We start from the raw sequence: 24,689 nt of genomic DNA on the forward strand, positions 1-24,689 counted from the left end.
TACCCATTTTCGGATTCCAGTAACGGGTTTGGTGACCGAAGTGCACACCGGCCTTCAGCATATCGCGCATATTGACTTGGGACATGATAGTTCCTTAATAAGTCGGGTTTGGCCTCCACGTATCCCAATGACCAACCAGTGGCATAAAGCCAAAAGCACCCAGGTCATCGTGTCGACACGTGTGTGGATTTAAGCTTTTCGGGGTATCCCCGGAAAGCGGCGCATTTTATACCACAGGGTGCGCAGAAACGGAACACGAAATCTGTATTCGCACCAAGGACATGGGCGCAGCCCCCTTGGAATCGGCTTCAGGGGCACCATTGTATAGAGAGAAGCGATGCACGCAGGCACTGAATTGCGCCGTGCGTCTGTTAGAATCGCGTTTTTCAGGGTCGCAAAACGCACACCTGCCACCCTATTCGTATCAGCAAGCGCCGCCGAGCGCAGAGAGAGCCTGTATGACCGTCAACCTCAAAACCCCCGAGGACATCGCTGGCATGCGTGTCGCCGGCAAACTGGCCGCCGATGTGCTGGAAATGATTGCCGAACATGTCAAACCGGGCGTCACCACCGATGAGCTGAACCAGATCTGCCACGATTACATCGTCAACGTGCAGCAAGCCATCCCTGCCCCGCTCAACTACAAGGGCTACCCGAAGTCGATCTGCACCTCGATCAACCACGTTGTGTGCCACGGCATCCCGAACGACAAGCCGCTGAAAAACGGCGACACCCTGAACATCGACGTGACCGTGATCAAAGACGGTTACCACGGCGACACCAGCCGCATGTTCCACGTCGGCGAAGTGCCGGTCTGGGCCGAGCGTCTGTCGCAGATCACTCAGGAATGCATGTACAAGGCGATCGAAATCGTCAAACCCGGTTGCCGCCTCGGCGACATCGGTGAAGTGATCCAGAAGCACGCGGAAAAGAACGGTTTCTCCGTCGTTCGCGAGTTCTGCGGCCACGGCATCGGCAAGGTCTTCCACGAAGAGCCGCAGATTCTCCACTACGGCCGGGCCGGCACTGGTATGGAACTGAAGGCCGGTATGACCTTCACCATCGAGCCGATGATCAACCAGGGCAAGGCCGACACCAAAGTATTGGGCGACGGTTGGACCGCGATCACCAAAGACCGCAAGCTTTCGGCACAGTGGGAACACACCCTGCTGGTCACTGACACCGGCTACGAGATTTTCACCCTGCGCGCCGACGACACCATCCCGCGCATCTCGGCCTGATCCAGCAAACGCTCCCAGCCCTATAGAAGGAAAGCCAATCGATGCCGCAGGTGGATCCCGAACTCTTCGACCGCGGCCAGTTCCAGGCTGAACTGGCCCTCAAAGCGAGTCCTATCGCGGCGTTCAAGAAGGCGATCCGCCAGGCTCGAGAGGTACTCGACACGCGCTTTCGCCAGGGCCGCGACATTCGCCGCCTGATCGAAGACCGTGCCTGGTTCGTCGACAACATCCTGCAAAAGGCCTGGGAGCAGTTCAACTGGAGCGAAGACGCCGACATCGCGCTGGTCGCGGTCGGCGGCTATGGCCGCGGTGAGTTGCACCCGTATTCCGACATCGACCTGCTGATCCTGCTGGACAGCGCTGACCACGAGGTCTTCCGCGATTCCATCGAGCGTTTTCTCACTTTGCTGTGGGACATCGGTCTGGAAGTCGGTCAGAGCGTTCGCTCGGTCGACGAATGTGCCCAAGAGGCGCGCGCCGACCTGACCGTGGTTACCAACCTGATGGAAAGCCGCACCATTTGCGGCCCCGAGCGTCTGCGTCAGCGCATGCTCGACGTCACCAGCACCGCACACATGTGGCCGGCCAAGGAATTCTTCCTGGCCAAACGCGCCGAGCAAAAGGCCCGCCACCACAAATACAACGACACCGAATACAACCTGGAACCCAACGTCAAAGGCTCGCCCGGCGGACTACGGGATATTCAGACCATTCTGTGGGTTGCGCGTCGCCAATACGGCACGCTGAACCTGCGCGCCCTCGCTGGCGAAGGTTTCCTCGTTGAGAGCGAAAACGCCCTGCTCGCCTCCTCCCAGGAATTCCTCTGGAAAGTGCGTTACGCCCTGCACATGCTCGCTGGCCGTTCCGAAGACCGCTTGCTGTTCGATCACCAGCGCACCATTGCCGGCCTGCTGGGTTTCGAAGGTGACGACGCCAAACAGGCTGTCGAAAACTTCATGCAACAGTATTTCCGCGTAGTGATGAGCATCGCCCAGCTCAGCGACCTGATCATCCAGCACTTCGAGGAAGTTATCCTCGCGCCGGAAGACGAAGCGCCGCCGCAACCGATCAACGCGCGTTTCCAGTTGCATGACGGCTACATCGAAGCGCGTAACGACAACGTGTTCCGTCGTACGCCATTCGCCATGCTGGAAATCTTCGTGCTGATGGCCCAGCAGCCAGAAATCAAAGGCGTACGTGCAGACACCATTCGCCTGCTGCGTGAGCACCGTCACCTGATCGACGACAATTTCCGTAACGATATTCGCAACACCAGCCTGTTCATCGAGCTGTTCAAGTGCAAGATCGGCATCCACCGCAACCTGCGCCGGATGAACCGCTACGGCATTCTCGGGCGTTATCTGCCGGAATTCGGTTTCATCGTCGGGCAGATGCAGCACGACCTGTTCCACATCTATACGGTCGATGCGCACACGCTGAACCTGATCAAGCACCTGCGCAAATTGCAGTACACCCAGGTCTCGGAAAAATTTCCGTTGGCGGCCAAGCTAATGGCCAAACTGCCCAAGCCCGAGCTGATCTATATGGCCGGCCTGTACCACGACATCGGCAAGGGCCGGCATGGCGACCACTCGGAGATCGGCGCGGTCGATGCCGAGGCGTTCTGCCAGCGCCATCAGTTGCCGGTGTGGGACAGCCGCCTGATTGTCTGGCTGGTGCAGAACCATCTGGTGATGTCGACCACCGCCCAGCGCAAGGACTTGTCCGACCCACAGGTGATCCACGATTTCGCGCAGGCAGTCGGCGACGAAACCCGCCTCGACTACCTGTACGTGCTGACCGTGGCCGACATCAACGCGACCAACCCGACACTGTGGAATTCGTGGCGAGCGAGCCTGTTGCGTCAGCTCTACACCGAGACCAAACGCGCCTTGCGCCGTGGCCTGGAAAACCCGGTCGATCGCGAAGAGCAGATCCGCCAGACCCAAAGCGCGGCACTGGACATTCTGGTGCGCGGCGGCACCGATCCGGACGATGTCGAGCAGTTGTGGGCGCAGTTGGGCGATGACTATTTCCTGCGCCACACCGCCGGCGACGTGGCTTGGCACAGCGATGCGATCCTGCAGCAACCGGTCGATGGCGGGCCGCTGGTGCTGATCAAGGAAACCACCCAGCGCGAGTTCGAGGGCGGCACACAGATCTTCATTTATGCACCGGATCAGCATGACTTCTTCGCGGTGACCGTGGCGGCGATGGATCAGCTCAACCTGAACATTCATGACGCCCGGGTTATCACCTCGAGCAGTCAGTTCACCCTCGACACCTACATCGTGCTCGACAACGAAGGCGAGTCCATCGGCGACAACCCGACGCGGGTCAAACAGATCCGCGAAGGCCTGACCGAAGCGCTGCGCAACCCGGACGACTACCCGACGATCATTCAGCGTCGGGTGCCTCGTCAGCTCAAGCATTTTGCCTTCGCGCCGCAGGTGACGATCCACAACGATGCGCAGCGACCAGTGACCGTGCTGGAGCTGACCGCACCGGATCGGCCGGGACTGCTGGCGCGGATCGGCGGGATTTTCCTGGAGTTCGATCTGTCGCTGCAGAACGCCAAGATTGCGACCTTGGGCGAGCGGGTGGAAGACGTGTTCTTTATCACCGACGCCCACAACCAGCCGCTGTCCGACCCGCTGCTGTGCAGCCGTTTGCAGGATGCGATTGTTGAGCAGTTGAGCGTCAATCAGGAACCGGATATCAAGCTTTCGCGTATCAGTATTTGAATCAATGAATTTCCCCTGTGGCGAGGGGATTTATCCCCGTTGGGCTGCGTAGCGGCCCTAAAACCATTCACTGCGATTTGACTGAAAGTCCGCGCGCACAGGTTTTACGACTGCTTCGCAGCCGAACGGGGATAAATCCCCTCGCCACAATGGCTCCCCTTTCACACTTAAAGAGGCCCCAATGAACAACGCTCTGAACCAGCTCCAGCCCTACCCGTTCGAAAAGCTCCGCGCCCTGCTCGGCACCGTCACGCCGAACCCGGACAAACGCCCGATCGCCCTGTCGATCGGCGAGCCGAAACATCGCTCGCCAAGCTTTGTCGCCGAAGCGCTGGCGAACAGTCTGGATCAGATGGCGGTGTACCCGACCACACTGGGCATCCCGGCCCTGCGCGAAGCCATTGCCGGCTGGTGCGAGCGTCGTTTCGGCGTGCCGAGCGGCTGGATTGATCCGGCGCGCAACGTGCTGCCAGTCAACGGCACCCGTGAAGCGCTGTTCGCCTTCACCCAGACAGTGGTCAATCGCGGCGACGATGCGCTGGTGGTCAGCCCGAACCCGTTCTATCAAATCTACGAAGGCGCCGCGTTCCTCGCCGGGGCCAAGCCGCACTACCTGCCGTGCCTCGACGAGAACGGCTTCAACCCGGATTTCGACGCGGTATCGCCGGACATCTGGAAGCGTTGCCAGATCCTGTTTCTGTGCTCGCCGGGCAACCCGACCGGCGCGCTGATCCCGGTCGACGTGCTGAAAAAACTCATCGCCCTGGCCGACGAATACGATTTCGTGATCGCCGCCGACGAGTGCTACAGCGAACTGTACTTCGACGAGCAAACCCCGCCGCCGGGCCTGCTCACCGCTTGCGTCGAACTGGGTCGCAAGGACTTCAAACGTTGCGTGGTGTTTCACAGCCTGTCCAAGCGTTCCAACCTGCCGGGCCTGCGTTCCGGCTTCGTTGCCGGCGATGCCGACATCCTCAAGGGTTTCCTGCTCTATCGCACCTACCACGGCTGCGCGATGCCAGTGCAAACGCAACTGGCCAGCGTTGCCGCGTGGAACGACGAAGAACACGTACGCGCCAACCGTGCGCTGTACCGCGAGAAGTTCGACGCAGTACTGGAAATCCTCAGCCCGGTGATGGACGTGCAGCGTCCGGATGGCAGTTTCTATCTGTGGCCGAATGTGAACGGTGATGACGCGGCGTTCTGCCGTGATTTGTTCGAACAAGAGCATGTCACTGTAGTGCCGGGTTCTTATCTGTCCCGTGATGTCGATGGCGTCAATCCGGGTGCCGGGCGTGTGCGTATGGCGCTGGTTGCGCCGCTGGCTGAATGTGTTGAAGCGGCGGAACGAATTCGCACGTTCATTACTCGCCAGAAATAAATATCCCGAATACCGTGCCAGGCAATCTGGCACGGCAACTTGCCCTTGCAAGTTACACTTCAAGACAACTAATCACTGCCACTCTTGGACAGCACGACTTACTCTTCAGTCGCGGACCTTCTCGCTTGAAAATCAACATCAAGCTCAACTTCAAGAAAGAAGCCAACGATGAATTATATTCAGGATTACAAACTCATAAAGTGGCCGGATGATTTCGCTGCCTCAAGACAATGAACTTGCTTTACCCGAAATAACCCAGCGCTAATTACAAACAAGACACGGAAGTTACGCCATATCAATCAGTTGATATAACGTTAAAAACAGCCACACCAATACATTCATGGAGCGACATTATAATGTGGGCAAAAAACAACCCATCCAAACTTTGGACACCCGGTCAAACCCTTCGCATCGCCTTTCTTAACGGCACGCAAGCCTTCAAAGACGCAACCATTGCGGCGGCCAGCCAATGGCTGCCGCATATCAACTTGAAATTCGACTTTGTTGCCGGTGAAGAAGGCGATATACGCATACTCAGTCAGCCCGGCGTCTTTGCTTCCAGGATCGGCACCGATGCGTTGCTGACGACCGATCAACCGACTATGTATCTCTGGCCACACCCCGACAGTCAAGCTCGATACTTCGCCGCCAATGTGATTCACGAGTTCGGCCATATGCTCGGTGCCGAACATGAACAGACCCACCCGGCAGCAGACATACCGTGGGATATTCCGGCCATCTACGCCAAGCATGGCATCACCGAAAATCCTGAAGAGGACGACTATTCGGCGAGCCAGACCCGGCAAAAACTGCACGAGCAGTTTCTTGATCGCGCCGCCGCTGAAGACAGCCTTTGTTCGGAGTACGATCGCAAGTCGATCATGCACTACGCTGTGCTTCAGTCCTGGACCCAGGGCAACTTCGAGACCTTCCTCAATATGGAACTCAGTGACAACGACAAAGCCTTCATGGCGAAGGCTTATCCCTGCCCGGTGTGAAGTTGAACGCTGTTATTTGATGTGGCCCAAGTTAGCCTCGCTCAGATCGAGCTCTCCCAGCACTTCACGTAACACGTCATCACCAATCTGGTGATGACGGCTGAGACTATAGAGTTCGAGGCGCTGCGCTCGCAGCGCCTTCAAACGCAAACGCCGCTCCAGCAGATCCATCTGAAACGCCATCGCCTGCGCTTCGGCGGAGTCGTTGAACACGTCGAGTTGATGGCGATATTCAGACATGATCCGCGCCTTGAGCTCTGCCGCCAGCGCCGCTTGAGCGGCATCCTGCGGTGGGAGCTCCTCGGTTTCCAGTGAGTGAATCGCTGCTTCCGCTGTTTTCCGCCAGGCATCGCGTACTTCTTGGCGACGCTTGTCGTCCGGGCTCTTTTCGATGCCGCGCAGTAACAGCGGCAGCGCGATACACGCCGAAATCAGCGAGAGCAGAATCACCCCGGCGGCGATGAAGATCAGCAGATCGCGTTCGGGAAATGCCTCCGCGCCCATCAACATCGGCACCGACATCACACCCGCCAGCGTCACCGCGCCGCGCACACCGCCGACGGTCAACAACCAGCAGGAGCGCGCGGTCGGCACTTGAGTCAACTCACCCTTGCCGCGCAAACGCCGCAGCAACACCGACAAACGCCAGATGCTCTGCACCCAGATAAATCGCAGCAGCACCAACGCGAGGAAAATCGCCACGACGTCGAGGCCGCGATACAAAAGGGTTGGCCACAAGGTCGGTTCATGACTGACGACGGCTTTGATGATGTCTGGCAATTGCAGGCCGAGCAGCAGGAAGATCAAGCCGTTGAAAGCGAATTCCAGCAGCGACCAGACACTGCGGTTGAGCAAGCGGGTGCTGGTCTGCCGAGGCAGCAGGTCGAGCCAGCTCTGCATCATCCCCGCCGCCACTGCCGACAGAATGCCCGAGACGCCAAGGCGTTCAGCCAAGACATACGCGGCGAACGGCAGCAGCAACATAAATACAACGTGCGTCGCTGGATCATCCCAGCCGCGCGCGATCATCCACGAGCGCAGGCGCCCGACCAGCCAGCTCAGCGCCACGCCGACCGCCAGACCACCGAGCGCCACCACGACAAAGGTCAGGCTGGCGTTGGTCAGCGAGAACACGCCAGTGATGGCTGCGGCCAAGGCGAACTTGAACGTCACCAGGCCAGAGGCGTCGTTCATCAGCGCCTCGCCCTGCAGGATGTGCATCAGCGGGGTCGGCAAGCGGTTCTGCGAAATAGCCGAGACGGCCACGGCGTCGGTCGGTGACAACACGGCCGCCAAGGCGAAAGCCACGGGCAACGGAATCGTCGGCAATAACCAGTGAATGAAGTAACCGGCGCCGACCACGGTGAACAGCACGAGGCCCACCGCCAGCGTCAGAATCGGCCCGCGCAGATGCCAGAATTCGCGTTTGGGCATGCGCCAGCCATCGGAAAACAGCAGCGGCGGCAGGAACAGAAACAGGAACAGTTCGGGATCGAGGGCCACGTGCAAACCCAGCGTCGGCCAGGCCAGCAAGGCACCGGCGGCGATTTGCACTAAAGGAAGCGGCAGCGGGATGACCCGTCCGACCAGACGCGAGACGCTGACCAGCATCAGCAGGATCAGGACGGTGTAAGCGGTTTGCATAAAGCGGAAATCTCAGACAATCGACAGCGTTGAACTGCCATATTAGCCGCTTAGGATGCGTCTGGCGTTTGCACCTATGTCGCACAGCCCCAACTGATGTCCGCACAACAATGTGTAGGAGCTGCGGTACGCTGCGATCTTTTGATCTTTAAAGACACAATCAAAAGATCGCAGCCTCGTTTCACTCGACAGCTCCTACAGGGTTTTGCGTATTCGCCGAAGGGTCATGGCATAATCCGTCACCATTTTTCTCCAGCACCTGTAAAGGGGGCAATTCCTTGACCGTTTCAAGTAAAACGTTGCACCTTTTCGGCATCAAAGCTTGCGACACCATGAAAAAGGCGCGCACCTGGCTTGATGAGCACGCTGTCAGCTACGACTTTCACGATTACAAAAGCGCCGGCATCGACCGTGAGCACCTGACCCAATGGTGTGACGAGCACGGCTGGCAAACGGTGTTGAACCGCGCAGGCACGACCTTTCGCAAACTCGACGACGAACGCAAAGCCGATCTCGACCAATCGAAAGCCATCGAACTGATGCTCGCTCAACCCTCGATGATCAAGCGCCCGGTGCTCGATCTCGGTGACCGAACCCTGATTGGCTTCAAGCCAGATATCTACGCGGCCGCTCTGAAGTAAGCAGCCCGTCACTCTTTGTAGAGGTGTATTTACATGTCCAATTCCCTGTTCAGCATCGCCTTTGGTGTCGGCACTCAGAACCGTCAAGGCGCGTGGCTGGAAGTGTTCTACGCCCAGCCATTGCTCAATCCTTCGGCCGAACTGGTCGCTGCCGTGGCGCCAATCCTCGGTTATACCGAAGGCAACCAGGCCATCACCTTCACCACCGCTCAGGCGGCGCAACTGGCTGAAGCCGTGAAAGGCATCGACGCCGTTCAAGGCAAGCTGCTGACCCGTCTGGCCGAAAGCCACAAGCCGCTGGTCGCCACTGTGCTGGCCGAAGATGCACAGCTGACCTCGACGCCTGAGGCTTACCTGAAGCTGCACCTGCTGTCGCACCGTCTGGTCAAGCCGCACGGCGTGAGCCTGGCCGGCATCTTCCCGCTGCTGCCGAACGTGGCCTGGACCAGCCAGGGCGCGATCGACCTGAGCGAACTGACCGAAATGCAACTGGAAGCCCGTCTGCGTGGCGAGCTGCTGGAAGTGTTCTCGGTGGACAAGTTCCCGAAAATGACCGACTACGTGGTTCCGGCCGGCGTGCGTATCGCTGACGCGGCACGTCTGCGTCTGGGCGCTTACGTCGGTGAAGGCACCACCGTGATGCACGAAGGTTTCATCAACTTCAACGCCGGCACCGAAGGCCCGGGCATGATCGAAGGCCGCGTTTCTGCTGGCGTATTCGTCGGCAAGGGCTCCGATCTGGGCGGCGGTTGCTCGACCATGGGCACCCTGTCAGGCGGCGGCAACATCGTGATCAAGGTTGGCGAAGGCTGCCTGATCGGCGCCAACGCCGGTATCGGTATTCCATTGGGCGACCGCAACACGGTTGAGTCGGGCCTGTACGTGACCGCCGGCACCAAGGTGGCGCTGCTCGACGAAAACAACAACCTGGTTAAAGTTGTGAAGGCGCGCGAGCTGGCCGGTCAGGCTGACCTGCTGTTCCGTCGCAATTCGGAAACCGGTGCTGTGGAATGCAAAACCCACAAATCGGCGATCGAACTGAACGAAGCGCTGCACGCTCACAACTAAGCAGCCTCATCCGACTTCTGTAGGAGCAAAGCTTGCTCGCGAAGGCGTCCTTGAGGCCGCCAAAAGCTTCGCGAGCAAGCTCGGCCCCTACAGGGGGCGGTGTATATCCGCCCAAGTTCACAGGGCTGAACAGATGATGATTGCCTCCCCCTGGCGTGCCGATTTCCCGGCCATCGCCGCGCTGCAACGGCAAGACCAGACCTATCTGGACAACGCCGCCACCACGCAAAAACCCCAGGCCCTGCTCGACGCGCTGACGCATTACTACGCCAATGGCGCGGCCAATGTGCACCGTGCGCAACACCTGCCCGGCGCTCACGCGACGCAGGCGTTCGAGGACAGTCGGCTCAAGGTTGTGCAATGGCTGAATGCCGGAGACAGCGGGCAGATCATCTTTACCCACGGCGCCACCAGCGCGCTGAATCTCCTGGCCTATGGCCTGGAACATCTTTTCCACCCGGGCGATGAGATTGTCATCAGCGCCCTGGAGCATCACGCCAACCTGCTGCCGTGGCAGCAACTGGCGCAACGGCGCAACCTGAAACTGGTGATTCTGCCGCTGGATGCTGACGGCTTGATCGACCTCGCGGCTGCTGTGCATTTGATCGGCCCGCGTACACGCTTGCTGGCGATCAGTCAGTTGTCCAACGTGCTCGGTGCCTGGCAGCCATTGCCGGCGCTGCTGGGCATGGCCAAGGCGCAGAACGCGTTGACCGTGGTCGATGGCGCGCAAGGTGTGGTTCACGGTCGCCATGACGTGCAGGCGCTGGGTTGCGACTTCTACGTGTTTTCCAGCCACAAGCTGTATGGGCCGGATGGTTTGGGCGTTCTGTTCGGGCGCAATGCAGCGCTTGAACAATTGAAGCCTTGGCAGTTTGGCGGCGAAATGGTGCTGGAAGCCAACTACCACGACGCGCGCTTCCGCCCTGCTCCGCTGGGTTTTGAAGCGGGCACACCGCCGATTGCCAGTGTGATCGGCTTAGGTGCGACGCTGGATTATCTGGCCGGGCTCGATCAGGACGCAGTGTCGGCCCACGAAGCGGCGCTGCATGACTATCTGCTGCGTGGCCTCGCTGCTCGTAATGGCATTCGTTTGTTGGGCAAGCCGCAATTGGCGCTGGCGAGTTTCGTCGTTGAAGGTGTGCATAACGCTGATCTGGCGCACTTGCTGACAGAACAAGGTATTGCCGTGCGCGCCGGACATCACTGCGCGATGCCGCTGTTGAAAAGCTTCGAGCTGGCCGGGGCGATTCGCGTGTCGCTGGCGTTGTACAACGATTCGGAGGATCTGGAGCGTTTCTTTGAAGCGCTGGATCAGGCGCTGGAGTTGTTGCGATGAGCTTGCCGGTCGAGGCTGCCGAGGCGCTGAAAACGTTTCAAAACGCGGCGGGTTGGGAACAGCGGGCGCGGTTGTTGATGCAGTTTGGTGATCGGTTGCCACCGCTAAGTGACGCCGACAAGTGCGAAGTCAATCGGGTGCATGGCTGTGAGAGTCAGGTGTGGCTGGTTGGGGAATTGCGTGACGGTTATTGGCAGTTCGCGGCGAGCAGCGATGCGCGGATGATTCGCGGGTTGGTGGCGTTGTTGCTGTTGCGAGTGAACGGACTGTCAGCGGCGGAGTTGCAGCAAATTGATCTGCCGGACTGGTTCAATCAGCTCGGCCTTTCGCGCCAGCTATCGCCCTCGCGCAGCAATGGCCTCAATGCAGTGCTCCAGCGAATGAATGAGTTGGCGCGCTAACTGATCGTTCCCACGCTCTGCGTGGGAATGCAGCCCGGGACGCTCCGCGTCCCCATCAGCAGCCGAACGCGGAGCGTCCGTTGAGGCATTACCACGCGGAGCGTGGGAACGATCACCCAGTCAGGCGTCAGGTTTGACCCGCTCCGCCGGGCGCCGGACGCCCGCGACAATCTTGTCCACAGCCTTGGTCGCCGCGACCATCCCAAACGTCGCCGTCACCATCATCACCGCACCAAACCCACCCGCGCAGTCCAGCTTCACGCCGTCACCGACAAAACTCTTCTGCAAACAAATGCTGCCATCCGGCTTCGGATAGCGCAGTTGCTCGGTGGAAAACACACACGGCACGCTGTAATGACGGGTCACGGTGCGCGAAAAACCATAATCGCGACGCAGTGTAGAGCGCACTTTCGAGGCCAGCGGGTCATTGAACGTGCGGTTGAGGTCGCACACCTGAATCAGCGTCGGATCAATCTGCCCGCCCGCGCCGCCGGTGGTGATGATCTGAATCTTGCGACGTTTGCACCAGGCAATCAGCGCAGCTTTGGCGTTGACCGCGTCTATGCAGTCGATCACGCAATCGATGTTCGGCGTGATGTATTCGGCCATGGTCTCGCGGGTGACGAAATCAGCCACCGCGTGCACGGTGCAATCCGGGTTGATCCCGCGCAGACGCTCGGCCATCACTTCGACCTTGGGTTTGCCGACGGTGCTGTCCAGCGCGTGCAACTGGCGGTTGGCGTTGCTGACGCAGACGTCATCGAGGTCGAACAGCGAAATCTCGCCGACGCCACAACGGGCCATGGCTTCCGCCGCCCAGGAACCGACGCCACCGACGCCGACGATCGCCACGTGGGCCGCGCGCAAACGCGCCAGACCTTCGATGCCATACAAACGGGCGATGCCTGCAAACCGCGGATCTTCTGTACTCATGACCATTACCCCAAAAACCGGCGCGCATTATAGGGCTACACAGCGACAAGTTTTAAGCTTCAAGCTACAAGTGTAAGAACTTAAGTCAAAGTCGACTGCCCAATGTCGGGCATTTCCCTGTCAGATGTACGACTGGCGGACTGCCGGTGTAGGATGCGCGCCCTTTTGCAATAAGAAAGGCGCAACGCCAACCGACTCCTTCGTTCCACAGCCTTTGGAACCCGAAATAGCTATGTCATCGCGTAAATTTGGACTCAACCTGGTGGTGGTTCTGGCAATCGCTGCCCTGTTCACCGGTTTCTGGGCGCTGATCAATCGCCCGGTTTCCGCGCCGAACTGGCCGGAGCAGATCTCCGGTTTCTCCTATTCGCCGTTCCAGCAGGGACAATATCCGCAGAAGGATCAGTATCCGTCTGACGAAGAAATGCGCCGCGACCTGGAGATCATGAGCAAGCTGACGGACAACATCCGCATCTACTCGGTCGACGGTTCGTTGCAAGACATCCCGAAACTGGCTGAAGAATTCGGCCTGCGCGTGACGCTGGGGATCTGGATCAGCCCCGATCAGGAACGCAACGAACGGGAAATCCAGCGCGCCATCGAACTGGCCAACACTTCGCGCAGCGTGGTTCGCGTGGTGGTCGGGAACGAAGCGATCTTCCGTAAGGAAATCACTGCGCAAGAGCTGAGCGTGTTGCTCGATCGCGTGCGCGCGGCAGTGAAAGTGCCGGTGACCACCTCCGAGCAATGGCACGTCTGGGAAGAACACCCGGAGCTGGCCAAGCACGTGGATCTGATCGCTGCGCACGTTCTGCCTTATTGGGAATTCATTCCGGTCGACAAGGCTGGGCAGTTCGTTTTCGACCGTGCCCGCGACCTGAAAAAACTGTTCCCGAAGAAACCGCTGCTGCTCTCAGAGGTTGGCTGGCCGAGCAACGGTCGCATGCGCGGTGGCGCCGATGCATCGCCGGCGGATCAAGCGATCTACCTGCGTACGCTGGTCAACAAACTTAACCGCCAAGGCTTCAACTACTTCGTGATCGAAGCGTTTGACCAGCCGTGGAAGGCCAGCGACGAAGGTTCGGTCGGCGCGTACTGGGGCGTGTTCAACGCCGCGCGTCAGCAGAAATTCAACTTCGAAGGCCCGGTCGTCGCGATCCCGCAATGGCGCGTGCTGGCGATCGGCTCGGTGGTGCTGGCGCTGTTGTCGCTGACTTTGCTGATGATCGACGGTTCGGCCCTGCGTCAGCGTGGGCGGATCTTCCTGACCTTTATCGCCTTCCTTTGCGGTTCGGTGCTGGTGTGGATCGGTTACGACTACAGCCTGCAATACAGCACGTGGTTCAGTTTGACGGTCGGCTTCCTCTTGGCGCTCGGTGCGCTTGGGGTATTTATCGTCTTGCTGACGGAGGCGCATGAACTGGCCGAAGCGGTGTGGATTCACAAACGCCGGCGCGAATTCCTGCCGGTCGAGGGCGACTCCAACTACCGTCCGAAAGTCTCGATTCATGTGCCTTGCTACAACGAGCCGCCGGAGATGGTCAAACAGACCCTCGACGCCCTCGCCGCGCTGGATTATCCGGACTATGAAGTCCTGATCATCGACAACAACACCAAGGATCCGGCGGTGTGGGAACCGGTGCGCGACTACTGCGCAACCCTCGGCCCGCGCTTCAAGTTCTTCCACGTTTCGCCCCTGGCCGGTTTCAAGGGCGGCGCGCTGAACTACCTGATTCCGCACACCGCCAAGGACGCCGAAGTCATCGCCGTGATCGACTCCGATTACTGCGTGCACCCGAAATGGCTGAAGCACATGGTGCCGCACTTCGCCGACCCGAAAATCGCCGTGGTGCAGTCGCCGCAGGATTATCGCGACCAGAACGAAAGCACCTTCAAAAAGCTTTGCTACGCGGAATACAAAGGCTTCTTCCACATCGGCATGGTCACCCGTAACGACCGTGACGCGATCATTCAGCACGGCACCATGACCATGACCCGTCGCTCGGTTCTGGAAGAATTGGGTTGGGCTGACTGGTGCATCTGTGAAGACGCCGAACTCGGTCTGCGCGTGTTCGAAAAAGGCCTGTCGGCGGCGTATTACCACGACAGCTACGGCAAGGGTCTGATGCCGGATACGTTTATCGACTTCAAGAAACAGCGTTTCCGCTGGGCCTACGGCGCGATTCAAATCATCAAGCGCCACACCCGCAGCCTGCTGCGCGGCAAGGACACCGAACTGACACGCGGCCAGCGTTACCACTTCCTCGCGGGCTGGTTGCCGTGGGTGGCGGACGGCATGAACATCTTCTTCACCGTCGGCGCGCTGTTGTGGTCGGCGGCGATGATCATCGTGCCGCAACGGGTCGATCCGCCGCTGCTGATCTTTGCAATTCCGCCGCTGGCGCTGTTCGTGTTCAAGGTCGGCAAGATTATCTTCCTGTATCGCCGCGCCGTCGGCGTGAACCTGAAAGATGCGTTCTGCGCGGCACTGGCCGGCCTGGCGTTGTCGCACACCATCGCCAAAGCGGTGCTGTACGGTTTCTTCACCAGCAGCATTCCGTTCTTCCGCACGCCGAAAAACGCCGACAACCACGGCTTTTGGGTGGCGATTTCCGAAGCGCGGGAAGAGTTGTTCATCATGCTGCTGTTGTGGGGCGCGGCGCTGGGGATCTTCCTGGTCAACGGCATGCCGAGCAACGACATGCGTTTCTGGGTGGTGATGTTGCTGGTGCAGTCGCTGCCGTATCTGGCCGCGCTGATCATGGCGTTCCTGTCGTCGCTACCGAAACCTGCGGCCAAGCCTGAGCCGGCGCCGGTCGTCTAAATCCTCATCGATGCACTAAACGGCGGCCAATGGTCGCCGTTTTGCTTTAAGATAACCGCCATTTTGCGGGGCTTGGCGTGATAACCGGTCTGACTGACCACCCCTATCCCCTGTGGGAGCGAGCCTGCTCGCGAAGGCGTTGTAACAATCACCAACTATGTTGACTGACACAGCGCATTCGCGAGCAGGCTCGCTCCCACATTGGCCCTCGCTCAAATTCATGATCCCGGAGTTTTCCATGACGGCCCACGCCGACCTTTCGCCGACCCTCCAACTCGCCATCGACCTGATCCGCCGTCCGTCCGTGACGCCGGTCGACGCCGATTGCCAGAAGCAGATGATGCAGCGCCTGGGCGATGCCGGTTTCAGCCTCGAGCCGATGCGCATCGAAGATGTGGATAACTTCTGGGCCACCCACGGCAACAACGAAGGCCCGGTGCTGTGCTTCGCCGGCCACACCGACGTGGTGCCGACCGGCCCGGTCACCGCGTGGCAGATCGACCCGTTCAACGCGCTGATCGATGAACACGGCATGCTCTGCGGCCGTGGCGCGGCGGACATGAAAGGCAGCCTGGCGTCGATGACCGTCGCCGCCGAGCGCTTCGTCGCCGACTACCCGAATCACAAGGGCAAAGTCGCGTTCTTGATCACCAGCGACGAAGAAGGCCCGGCGCACCACGGCACCAAGGCTGTGGTCGAGCGTTTGGCCGCGCGTAACGAGCGTCTGGACTGGTGCATCGTCGGCGAACCGTCGAGCACCACGCTGGTGGGCGACGTGGTGAAAAACGGCCGTCGTGGCTCGCTGGGTGCCAAGCTCACCGTCAAAGGCATCCAGGGCCACGTCGCTTATCCACACTTGGCAAAGAATCCGATCCACCTCGCTGCTCCGGCGCTGGCCGAACTCGCCGCCGAACATTGGGATCACGGCAACGATTTCTTCCCGCCGACCAGCTTCCAGATTTCCAACGTCAACTCCGGCACCGGCGCGACCAACGTGATTCCGGGCGATCTGGTGGCGGTGTTCAACTTCCGTTTCTCTACCGAATCGACCGTCGAAGGCCTGCAGAAACGCGTGGCCGACATCCTCGAAAAACACGATCTGGATTGGCACATCGACTGGGCGCTGTCCGGTCTGCCGTTCCTTACTGAACCGGGCGCGCTGCTCGACGCGGTGTCGGCGAGCATCAAGGACATCACCGGCCGCGAGACCAAAGCGTCGACCAGCGGCGGTACGTCCGATGGCCGCTTCATCGCGACCATGGGCACGCAAGTGGTTGAACTGGGCCCGGTCAACGCGACCATCCACCAGGTCAACGAACGCGTATTGGCGGCGGATCTCGACGTACTGACCGAGATCTACTACCAAACCATGATCAAGTTGCTCGCCTGATGCTTGCTTGCCCCATTTGCAGTGAACCGCTCAACGCGGTGGATAACGGCGTGGTCTGCCCCGCTGGCCACCGCTTCGACCGTGCGCGCCAGGGTTACCTGAACCTGCTGCCGGTGCAGCACAAAAACAGCCGCGACCCTGGCGACAACCAGGCCATGGTCGAAGCGCGTCGCGACTTCCTCAACGCCGGCCATTACGCGCCGGTAGCCAAGCGTCTGGCCGAACTGGCGGCGAGTTATGCGCCGGAGCGCTGGGTCGACATCGGCTGTGGCGAAGGTTATTACACTGCGCAAATCGCCGAGGCCTTGCCGAACGCGGATGGCTACGCGCTGGATATCTCCCGCGAAGCGGTCAAACGCGCCTGCAAACGTAACCCGGCGATTAGCTGGTTGATCGCCAGCATGGCTCGCGTGCCGTTGGCGTCGGGCAGTTGCCAGTTTCTCGCCAGCGTCTTCAGTCCTCTGGACTGGGAAGAAGCCAAGCGCCTGCTCAGTGTTGGCGGCGGTCTGATGAAAGTCGGTCCGACCAGCGGCCATCTGATGGAACTGCGCGAGCGTCTGTACGACGAAGTGCGCGAGTACACCGACGACAAGCATCTGGCCTTGGTGCCGGAAGGCATGGCGCTGGCGCACAGTGAAACCCTCGAATTCAAGCTGACGCTGGACAAGCCCGAGGATCGCGCCAACCTGTTGGCGATGACACCCCACGGCTGGCGCGCCAGTGCCGAGCGTCGTGCGGCAGTGATCGAACAGGCCGAGCCGTTCGAGACCACCGTGTCGATGCGCTACGATTATTTCGTTCTTCAATAACTTTTGGTTCCGGGCCAGTGCCCGGGGCCGGCTAAATCCGCGAATGGATTTTTCAGACCCGCAGTGAGGACATCCATGCGCCAACCGGACATCGAGATTTACCTGAAAGACGCCGACGTCGACCACAAGGCGATTTCCGCCTGGCTGGGCGAAGCGTTGGGCCCGTGCAGCGACTGGGTTCAGAAAGGTCAGACCTACAAGTGCAAGGCCGGCAACGTGCCGGTCACCTGGCTGCCGAAAGCCGTGGGCAAGTGGAATAGCCTGTACCTGGAAAGCGACCAGACGCCGTGGGACGACGACATCGCCTGCGCCCGTGCCGCGTTTGCCGCGCTGAACGTCGAAGTGCGTTGCGCGCCGGGCACGTGGGTCGAGGAAGAAGGTGAAGAGACGGCTGATCGCTGGATGCGCATCAGCGCAGACGGTGAAGAAGAAATCACCTGGAAAACCGCTTAACAACAGGCAACGCAGATCCAAATGTGGGAGCGGGCTTGCTCGCGAATGCGGTGTATCAGTCGATATGAATGTTGACTGATACACCGCATTCGCGAGCAAGCCCGCTCCCACATTGGTTTCGCGGCGTTTTGGAGGTTTGTATTACAGGCCTACAACGTCTTCCGCCTGCAAACCCTTCTCGCCAGTAATCACCGCGTACTCAACCTGCTGACCTTCAGCCAGCGACCGGTGCCCTTCGCCGCGAATCGCGCGGTAGTGCACGAATACGTCCACCCCGTCTTCGCGCTGAATAAAGCCGTAGCCTTTGGCGTCGTTGAACCACTTCACGTTGCCGGTTTCACGTGTTGCCATCTGTTCATACTCCTTTTTTATTATTGAACAGGCTTTTCGCAGGAAAGCCTTTGAGGAACGTCAGCCTGCATCCGACGTCCATAAAAGGGCCCCGGCGACAGACCGCCGAGTATATGACAGGTGCGAAAAGTCTCAACAGGAGATTACTTCGCCGCTTTTTTGCCGATTTTCGTCCAATACGGCACACTATCGACCGCCCGAGCAAACGCTCGGTTTTATTCACTCACGCAGAAGCCGTATGACCCGTTCCCCGTTCCGCCGTCTTGTGTTTGGCACCCTGCGCCGACTGTTGTATCTCTGGGTTCGCTCGGAGACGATCAACCAGTCGTCGTTCACCCTCAACCTCGACCGCAGTCGTCCGGTGTTCTACGTCCTGCAAAACCCTTCGCTGACCGATCTGGCCGTGCTCGACACCGAGTGCACCAAGGCCGGTTTGCCGCGTCCGGTGCTGCCGGTGTCGGTGGGGTCGCTGATTGAACCAGCGGCGTTTTTCTATCTGACGCCGGATCCCGACTGGCTCGGTCGCCAGGACAAACGCGGCGCACCGCCGACGCTGACCCGACTGGTCAGTGCCCTCACGCAGAACGCTGCCGAAGACGCACAGATCATTCCGGTCAGCGTGTTCTGGGGCCAATCGCCGGACAGCGAAAACAGTCCGTGGAAACTGTTGTTTGCCGACAGCTGGGCCGTTACCGGACGCCTGCGTCGTCTGCTGAGCATCATCGTCCTCGGCCGCAAAACTCGCGTGCAATTCTCCGCACCGATTCACCTGCGCGAGCTGATCGAGCACAACAAGGGTCACGAACGCACCGTGCGCATGGCCCAGCGAATCCTGCGCGTGCACTTCCGCAATCTGAAAGCAGCGGTGATCGGCCCGGACATTTCCCACCGTCGCAACCTGGTCAAAGGCCTGCTCAATCAGCCGCTGGTCAAGCAAGCGATCCTCGACGAAGCCGAGCGCGAAAACATCTCCCCGGAGAAAGCCAAGGCTCAGGCCCTGCGCTACGGCAACGAGATCGCCTCGGACTACACCTACACCGCGATCCGTTTCCTCGAAGTGGTGCTGAGCTGGTTCTGGAACAAGATTTACGACGGCATCAAGGTCAACCACATCGAAGGCGTGCAGAAAGTCGCGCAGGGTCACGAAGTGATCTACGTGCCGTGCCATCGCAGCCACATCGACTATCTGCTGCTCTCGTACTTACTGTTCCGCAACGGCCTGACCCCGCCGCACATCGCTGCCGGGATCAACCTCAACATGCCGGTGATCGGCAGCCTGCTGCGCCGTGGCGGCGCGTTCTTCATGCGCCGCACGTTCAAGGGCAATCCGCTGTACACCTCGGTGTTCAACGAATACCTGCACACGCTGTTCACCAAAGGTTTCCCGGTCGAGTACTTCGTCGAGGGCGGCCGCTCGCGCACCGGACGCATGCTGCAACCGAAAACCGGCATGCTCGCCATTACGATGCGCAGTTTCCTGCGCTCGTCGCGCATGCCGATCGTGTTTGTGCCGGTGTACATCGGTTACGAGCGCGTGCTGGAGGGGCGTACCTACCTCGGCGAACTGCGTGGCGCGAGCAAGAAGAAAGAATCGATCTTCGACATCTTCAAAGTCATCGGTGCGCTGAAGCAGCGCTTCGGTCAGGTCGCGGTGAACTTCGGCGAGCCGATCAAACTGGCGGAATTCCTCGATGCCGAGCAACCGGACTGGCGCCAGCAGGAACTCGGCCCGCAGTACAAACCGGCGTGGCTCAACGAAACCACCAATCGTCTTGGCGAGAAAGTCGCGCAGCATCTGAACGAAGCGGCGGCGATCAACCCGGTCAACCTGGTGGCGCTGGCGCTGCTGTCGACCACGCGCCTGGCGCTGGATGATCGCGCCATGGCTCGCGTGCTGGATCTGTATCTGGCGCTGCTGCGCAAAGTCCCGTACTCGCCACACACCACGCTGCCGGAAGGCGATGGCCGTGCCTTGATCGAGCACGTGAAGGACATGGATCTGCTGTCCGAGCAGAACGATGCGCTGGGCAAGATTCTCTATCTCGACGAGCAGAACGCCGTCCTGATGACCTACTACCGCAACAACGTGTTGCACATCTTCGCCCTGCCGGCGCTGCTGGCGAGCTTCTTCCAGAGTGCTTCGCGCATGAGCCGCGAACAGATCCTGCGCTACACCCGCGCGCTGTATCCGTACTTGCAGTCGGAACTGTTCATTCGCTGGTCGCTGGACGAACTGGATGCCGTGGTCGATCAGTGGCTGGAAGCATTCGTCGAGCAAGGTCTGCTGCGTTTCGAGAAAGACGTCTACCTGCGTCCGGCGCCAAGTTCGCGGCATTTTGTGTTGTTGACATTGCTGTCGAAAAGCATCGCGCAGACCTTGCAGCGTTTCTATATGACCGTGTCCTTGCTGCTCAACAGTGGCCAGAACAGCATCAGCGCCGAAGAACTGGAAGACCTCTGCACCGTCATGGCCCAGCGCCTGTCAATCCTCCACGGCCTCAACGCCCCGGAGTTTTTCGACAAGAGCCTGTTCCGTCATTTCATCCAGACCTTGCTCGACCTCGACGTGCTGCGTCGCGACGAGGCCGGCAAGCTCAGCTACCACGAACTGCTCGGTGAATTGGCCGAAGGTGCGGCCAAGCGCGTACTGCCAGCGGACATTCGTTTGTCGATCCGCCAGGTTGCGCTGCATCGCAGTGAAGATGCGGCTGAAAGCGCGGTAACCGCCGAAGGCTGAAACTTGCCGATAACTAACGGAGAGCCGGCCGGGTTCTCCCGTTAGTTGATTCGTGGATAAATAGGCTCACTTAAAAAATCGCGATAAGGATATCGAGATGAGCCTGCTGCACGAACCAACTCCCATCGTCACCGTCGACTTCCGTTTACCCGCCAACTTCCGCGCACCCGTGGGCGGTGAGAATGAAACGGTGGTCAGCGTCAAAGTGGTTAACTCCACTTCTCCGATCAACATTAAAGACTGGCGGCACTCGTCAGTCTTTGATGTCGACTGGAAGTTCTCATTTCCGCATCAGTACAGCGATGTCGGCGTGAAGTATCAGATCAACGTTCAGATGTTCCATGACCAACAGCCTTTGCTGGTGGCGCTGGACTACTTCGTTATCGTCAACACAGCCCCGCACCGGCAGACGCTGCATCTAAGTCCGATCGGCTTTCTGTATGTGGAAGTTCAGGAGCCCAGTGTCGTTGCTGAACATGAAGCCGTGACGATCAGTCTGCACGATGCTGATGACCCGAATACCCAACTTACCCGCGTCACTCAAGATGAACGAACCGCCGCTTCGTTTTATCTGCAATACGATCCAGACAGCGTCATACCCGGCAAGCGCTATGCGTTAAGCGGTGTGGAAAACCGCTATCACCAATCCATTGCAGTCACGCCCTGGCATGTCGAACTTGCGCCGGTTTCGCCTACGTTGAGTTCGCGGCTATCGCAGTGGATCTCGCAGTGGCTGGAGAAACCATTACGTTTGTTCACTGACGTTGATGGCAAAATCCGCTAGATTTCTCTTCGGCGCCGGGATTCTTCCGGCGCAAAAGTATTAGAGGTTCCGATGAAAAAACTCACCCTTCTCGCCGCCGCCACGCTGTTGAGCGCCTGCCAATCGACCACCCCCGCCGGCAAGGCCAGCCTTGATGGCGAAGTGTTCTACCTGCAACGCATCGCCCTGCCACCGAGCGCGACCCTGAGCGTGAGCCTGCAAGACGTTTCCCTCGCCGACGCCCCGGCGGTCGTGCTCGACGAGCAGAAAGGCCCGATCAAAGGCCAGGTGCCGCTGCCCTTCCACTTGAGCTACGATCCGGCGCAGGTCAAACCCGGCCACCGTTATTCGGTCAGCGCGCGTATCGAAGTCAACGGTGAGCTGATGTTCATCACCACCGAAAACCACGCCGTGCAACTCGACGGCAACGACCCGCAGCCGCTGAAAATCCGCGTCGACGCGATTCGTTAATTCATTCTCCGCCACTCATTTCCGCAACAAGGAAGCCGCCATGCTCCGCCCTACCCTTCGCTTCGCCGGCCTGTGCGCCGGCCTGATGATCAGCGCCAATGCTCTGGCCCTGTCACTCAGCGACCTGTCGCAACAAGACGCCACCGGCGGCCTCAAGGATGCCCTGACCCAAGGCGCGCAAATCGCCGTCAAACAACTGGGCACCCCGGGCGGCTTCAGCAACAACCCCGAGGTAAAAATCGAACTTCCGGGCAAACTCGGCAAAGCCGCCAGCAAAATGAAAGCCTTCGGCATGGGCGCCCAGGTTGAAGAACTCGAAACCGCGATGAACAAAGCGGCGGAAAGTGCCGTGACCCAAGCCCAGCCAATCCTCGTCGACGCCGTGAAAAAAATGAGCGTCGCCGACGCCAAAGGCATCCTCAGCGGCGGCCAGGATTCAGCCACGCAATACCTCGACAAATCCAGCCGCGAACAAATCCGCGCCAAGTTCCTGCCGATCGTCAAACAGGCGACCGACAAAGTCGGCGTGGCGCAGAAGTACAACTCGTTCGCCGGCCAGGCTGCAGCGTTCGGTGTGGTCGATGCGAAAAGCGCGAATGTCGAAAACTACGTCACCGAACAGGCACTGAACGGCTTGTTCGAAATGATTGGCAAACAAGAAGAAACCATCCGCCAGAACCCGGCCGCTGCGGCGACGAGTCTGGCGAAAAAAGTCTTCGGCACGCTGTAACGTCCCGTGTAGGAGCTGCCGAAGGCTGCGATCTTTTGATCTGGTCTTTGCTGTCGAGCATTGAAGATCAAAAGATCGCAGCCTTCGGCAGCTCCTACAGGGTTTTCTGTCAGGCTGCATGGGTCGTGTAAACCACGCTCTTGGGGTACACGTCAGTGAACCGGCTTACCGCTCGCTGAATCACCGAACACTGAAACTCGATGAAGTACGTCAGATCCAGCTCATCCGCTTCGCTGTGCAAATAAGAGCGCCCATACTTCACCGGCGCATTGCGCAGCAGCAAACTGATCGCAATGTAACGAAACGCCGCAAACTCATTCTTGAACATGAACCAGTAAAACAACGCCCGCGCAACCCGCCCGTTACCGTCGCGAAAGGGATGCTCGTAACCCAAGGCAAAATGCAGCGTGATCGCCTTGATCAGCGGATGCACATAATCCTTCTCCTGAGGCAATCCCTCAGGCAAATTGATCCAGTCCGACAACCTCCCCAACCGCGAAACCAGCCCGGCAGCGGGCGGAGGACGATGCACCGTATTGCCCGCGCCGTCCTGAACAACCACCTCATCATTCGCCCGGAAAACGCCCGGAGAATAATCCTCGTCAGCAATCCCCTCCACCCCCACCCGATGCATCGCAGCGATCAAATCCACACTCATGGGCTCATCGCGTTTCTCCCACGCGAAATTCATCATCCTGTAATTACCCATCACCATCCGCTCGTCCGGAGTACGCGGCTGACGCCGGTGCCTGAGCATGTCCTTGGCCACACGCGTAGTGGTCGCCGCGCCCTCCAACTGACTACTGGCGATGGCCTCATCCTCGATCAAATCATTCAGCAAATAACTGCAATGCGCCTGCTCTCCAATTTGCCGAGTCATGTAATCCAGAGCGGCAAAAGTCGTCTGCCGATCCACCAACGACAACGTGATCTGAGCCAACGGCGTCAGCACATATTTGCCCCACTGCACCGGCTCGCCCAACGGCAACAGATTGACGTACTGCGCCACCCGCGCCTTCTTGACCAACGCCCAGCACACCTTCACATCCAACCCGGACGCCCAGCGATAGCGCAACGCCTCGAAAGGCAGATAACGGCCCTGATCATCCAGCGGCTTGAGCAACGCCAGATAATCCGCCAGACGCTGCTTGTGCGGCGAGCGCAGCAGAAGATTGAACACGGGATCGGATCGGCCTTTGAAGACGGGTGGGTTTTTCATGAAGGGTGGACTTGAGGCGGTTGAAAACAGACGCTGGAGTACAACACCCGAGGGGGGACAGGCTCAATATCGGAGGTTTCTGAAAAAGATGTAGGAAGGAAATAGAGTCAATTCAGGCAGAGATTGGTCGGCTGTCAGGCCGCCTTCGCGAGCAAGCCCGCTCCCACAATTGGATGGTGTTGAATCAGATAAAGCCTGGTTGGCTGACAGGCCGTTATCGCGAGCAGGCTCACTCCTACAATTGGATGGTGTTGAATCAGACAGAGCATGGTTGGCTGGCAGGCCGCCTTCGCGAGCAGGCTCGCTCCCACAGTTGGATGGTGTTGAATCAGACAGAGCATGGTTGGCTGGCAGGCCGTTATCGCGAGCAGGCTCGCTCCCACAGTTGGATGGTGTTGAATCAGACAGAGCATGGTTGGCTGGCAGGCCGTTATCGCGAGCAGGCTCGCTCCTACAATTGGATGGTGTTGAATCAGACAGAGCATGGTTGGCTGGCAGGCCGTTATCGCGAGCAGGCTCACTCCTACAATTGGATGGTGTTGAATCAGAACA

21 protein-coding genes and 1 pseudogene are annotated in these 24,689 nt (G+C 59.3%); 17 read left to right on the forward strand and 5 right to left on the reverse strand.

What is annotated here, in order from left to right; all coding sequences use genetic code 11:
* Window positions 1-85: 30S ribosomal protein S2 (locus tag ACIP1X_RS21835; protein ID WP_340658626.1), on the reverse strand; the 85-nt coding region annotated here is incomplete at its 3' end.
* Window positions 86-458: 373 nt separating this feature from the next.
* On the opposite strand from ACIP1X_RS21835, the gene map reads away from it, so the two are divergent.
* From map to ACIP1X_RS21855, 4 genes are all read left to right on the forward strand, one after another.
* Window positions 459-1,241, forward strand: coding sequence for a type I methionyl aminopeptidase (map, locus tag ACIP1X_RS21840; RefSeq protein ID WP_016985097.1), 783 nt, complete (start codon window positions 459-461; stop codon window positions 1,239-1,241).
* 41 nt (window positions 1,242-1,282) lie between these two features.
* On the forward strand, window positions 1,283-3,985 hold the full coding sequence (locus ACIP1X_RS21845) for a [protein-PII] uridylyltransferase (protein ID WP_008081691.1): 2,703 nt from the start codon (window positions 1,283-1,285) through the stop codon (window positions 3,983-3,985).
* Window positions 3,986-4,166: 181 nt separating this feature from the next.
* Complete coding sequence (gene dapC / locus ACIP1X_RS21850; RefSeq protein WP_400755028.1) at window positions 4,167-5,366, forward strand: succinyldiaminopimelate transaminase; 1,200 nt, start codon at window positions 4,167-4,169, stop codon at window positions 5,364-5,366.
* Between the two features lie 356 nt (window positions 5,367-5,722).
* Window positions 5,723-6,364: a hypothetical protein gene (locus ACIP1X_RS21855; RefSeq protein ID WP_400755031.1), complete on the forward strand. Its 642-nt coding sequence runs from the start codon at window positions 5,723-5,725 to the stop codon at window positions 6,362-6,364.
* 12 nt (window positions 6,365-6,376) lie between these two features.
* On the opposite strand, the gene ACIP1X_RS21860 is transcribed toward ACIP1X_RS21855, so the two are convergent.
* Window positions 6,377-8,008: a Na+/H+ antiporter gene (locus ACIP1X_RS21860; protein WP_400755034.1), complete on the reverse strand. Its 1,632-nt coding sequence runs from the start codon at window positions 8,006-8,008 to the stop codon at window positions 6,377-6,379.
* 278 nt (window positions 8,009-8,286) lie between these two features.
* Here ACIP1X_RS21860 and ACIP1X_RS21865 point away from each other — a divergent pair, with 278 nt between their 5' ends.
* From ACIP1X_RS21865 to ACIP1X_RS21880, 4 genes are all read left to right on the forward strand, one after another.
* Window positions 8,287-8,649, forward strand: a complete 363-nt coding sequence (locus ACIP1X_RS21865) for an ArsC family reductase (RefSeq protein ID WP_016985102.1) — start codon at window positions 8,287-8,289, stop codon at window positions 8,647-8,649.
* Window positions 8,650-8,682: 33 nt separating this feature from the next.
* Entirely contained in the window at window positions 8,683-9,717 is a 1,035-nt protein-coding gene (dapD, locus tag ACIP1X_RS21870; protein ID WP_400755037.1) for a 2,3,4,5-tetrahydropyridine-2,6-dicarboxylate N-succinyltransferase, read from the forward strand.
* Window positions 9,718-9,850: 133 nt separating this feature from the next.
* A complete protein-coding gene (locus ACIP1X_RS21875) occupies window positions 9,851-11,056 on the forward strand; it encodes an aminotransferase class V-fold PLP-dependent enzyme (RefSeq protein WP_400755040.1) in 1,206 nt (401 codons plus the stop codon).
* Window positions 11,053-11,457: a SufE family protein gene (locus tag ACIP1X_RS21880; protein ID WP_400755042.1), complete on the forward strand. Its 405-nt coding sequence runs from the start codon at window positions 11,053-11,055 to the stop codon at window positions 11,455-11,457. Before ACIP1X_RS21875 ends, ACIP1X_RS21880 begins: the two co-directional genes overlap by 4 nt.
* A 120-nt stretch (window positions 11,458-11,577) precedes the next feature.
* On the opposite strand, the gene tcdA is transcribed toward ACIP1X_RS21880, so the two are convergent.
* Window positions 11,578-12,396 carry a tRNA cyclic N6-threonylcarbamoyladenosine(37) synthase TcdA gene (gene tcdA / locus ACIP1X_RS21885; protein ID WP_212549611.1) on the reverse strand — a complete coding sequence of 273 codons (819 nt, stop codon included), beginning with the start codon at window positions 12,394-12,396 and terminating at the stop codon, window positions 11,578-11,580.
* Between the two features lie 226 nt (window positions 12,397-12,622).
* Here tcdA and ACIP1X_RS21890 point away from each other — a divergent pair, with 226 nt between their 5' ends.
* The 4 genes from ACIP1X_RS21890 (at window position 12,623) to ACIP1X_RS21905 (ending at window position 17,866) form a co-directional block, all read left to right on the forward strand.
* Window positions 12,623-15,214, forward strand: coding sequence for a glycosyltransferase (locus ACIP1X_RS21890; RefSeq protein ID WP_400755045.1), 2,592 nt, complete (start codon window positions 12,623-12,625; stop codon window positions 15,212-15,214).
* Between the two features lie 238 nt (window positions 15,215-15,452).
* Window positions 15,453-16,604 carry a succinyl-diaminopimelate desuccinylase gene (dapE, locus tag ACIP1X_RS21895; RefSeq protein ID WP_400755046.1) on the forward strand — a complete coding sequence of 384 codons (1,152 nt, stop codon included), beginning with the start codon at window positions 15,453-15,455 and terminating at the stop codon, window positions 16,602-16,604.
* Window positions 16,604-17,413: a putative RNA methyltransferase gene (locus tag ACIP1X_RS21900; RefSeq protein WP_400755049.1), complete on the forward strand. Its 810-nt coding sequence runs from the start codon at window positions 16,604-16,606 to the stop codon at window positions 17,411-17,413. Before dapE ends, ACIP1X_RS21900 begins: the two co-directional genes overlap by 1 nt.
* Before the next feature lie 75 nt (window positions 17,414-17,488).
* Window positions 17,489-17,866, forward strand: a complete 378-nt coding sequence (locus ACIP1X_RS21905) for a hypothetical protein (protein WP_064120729.1) — start codon at window positions 17,489-17,491, stop codon at window positions 17,864-17,866.
* 141 nt (window positions 17,867-18,007) lie between these two features.
* Here ACIP1X_RS21905 and ACIP1X_RS21910 read toward each other — a convergent pair whose 3' ends face one another.
* On the reverse strand, window positions 18,008-18,217 hold the full coding sequence (locus tag ACIP1X_RS21910; RefSeq protein ID WP_053117589.1) for a cold-shock protein: 210 nt from the start codon (window positions 18,215-18,217) through the stop codon (window positions 18,008-18,010).
* Between the two features lie 238 nt (window positions 18,218-18,455).
* On the opposite strand from ACIP1X_RS21910, the gene plsB reads away from it, so the two are divergent.
* From plsB to ACIP1X_RS21930, 4 genes are all read left to right on the forward strand, one after another.
* The gene (gene plsB / locus ACIP1X_RS21915) at window positions 18,456-20,954 is read left to right on the forward strand and encodes a glycerol-3-phosphate 1-O-acyltransferase PlsB (protein WP_400755052.1); all 2,499 of its coding nucleotides are present in this window, start codon (window positions 18,456-18,458) and stop codon (window positions 20,952-20,954) included.
* Between the two features lie 97 nt (window positions 20,955-21,051).
* Window positions 21,052-21,738, forward strand: coding sequence for a hypothetical protein (locus tag ACIP1X_RS21920; RefSeq protein ID WP_400755054.1), 687 nt, complete (start codon window positions 21,052-21,054; stop codon window positions 21,736-21,738).
* Between the two features lie 51 nt (window positions 21,739-21,789).
* On the forward strand, window positions 21,790-22,188 hold the full coding sequence (locus ACIP1X_RS21925; RefSeq protein ID WP_053117584.1) for a YbaY family lipoprotein: 399 nt from the start codon (window positions 21,790-21,792) through the stop codon (window positions 22,186-22,188).
* 40 nt (window positions 22,189-22,228) lie between these two features.
* The gene (locus ACIP1X_RS21930) at window positions 22,229-22,918 is read left to right on the forward strand and encodes a DUF4197 domain-containing protein (protein WP_053117582.1); all 690 of its coding nucleotides are present in this window, start codon (window positions 22,229-22,231) and stop codon (window positions 22,916-22,918) included.
* Window positions 22,919-23,042: 124 nt separating this feature from the next.
* Here the strand turns inward: ACIP1X_RS21930 and ACIP1X_RS21935 are convergent.
* A pseudogene (locus ACIP1X_RS21935) lies at window positions 23,043-24,137 on the reverse strand (Fic family protein); the annotation flags it as partial.
* 179 nt (window positions 24,138-24,316) lie between these two features.
* Between ACIP1X_RS21935 and ACIP1X_RS21940 the strand changes: the two are divergent.
* Window positions 24,317-24,689, forward strand: a 373-nt coding sequence (locus ACIP1X_RS21940; RefSeq protein ID WP_400755057.1) for a hypothetical protein, incomplete at its 3' end; no start/stop codon positions are given.

The sequence above is a fragment of the Pseudomonas sp. NPDC088885 genome, from assembly GCF_044750025.1.
GTDB lineage: Bacteria > Pseudomonadota > Gammaproteobacteria > Pseudomonadales > Pseudomonadaceae > Aquipseudomonas > Aquipseudomonas rustica.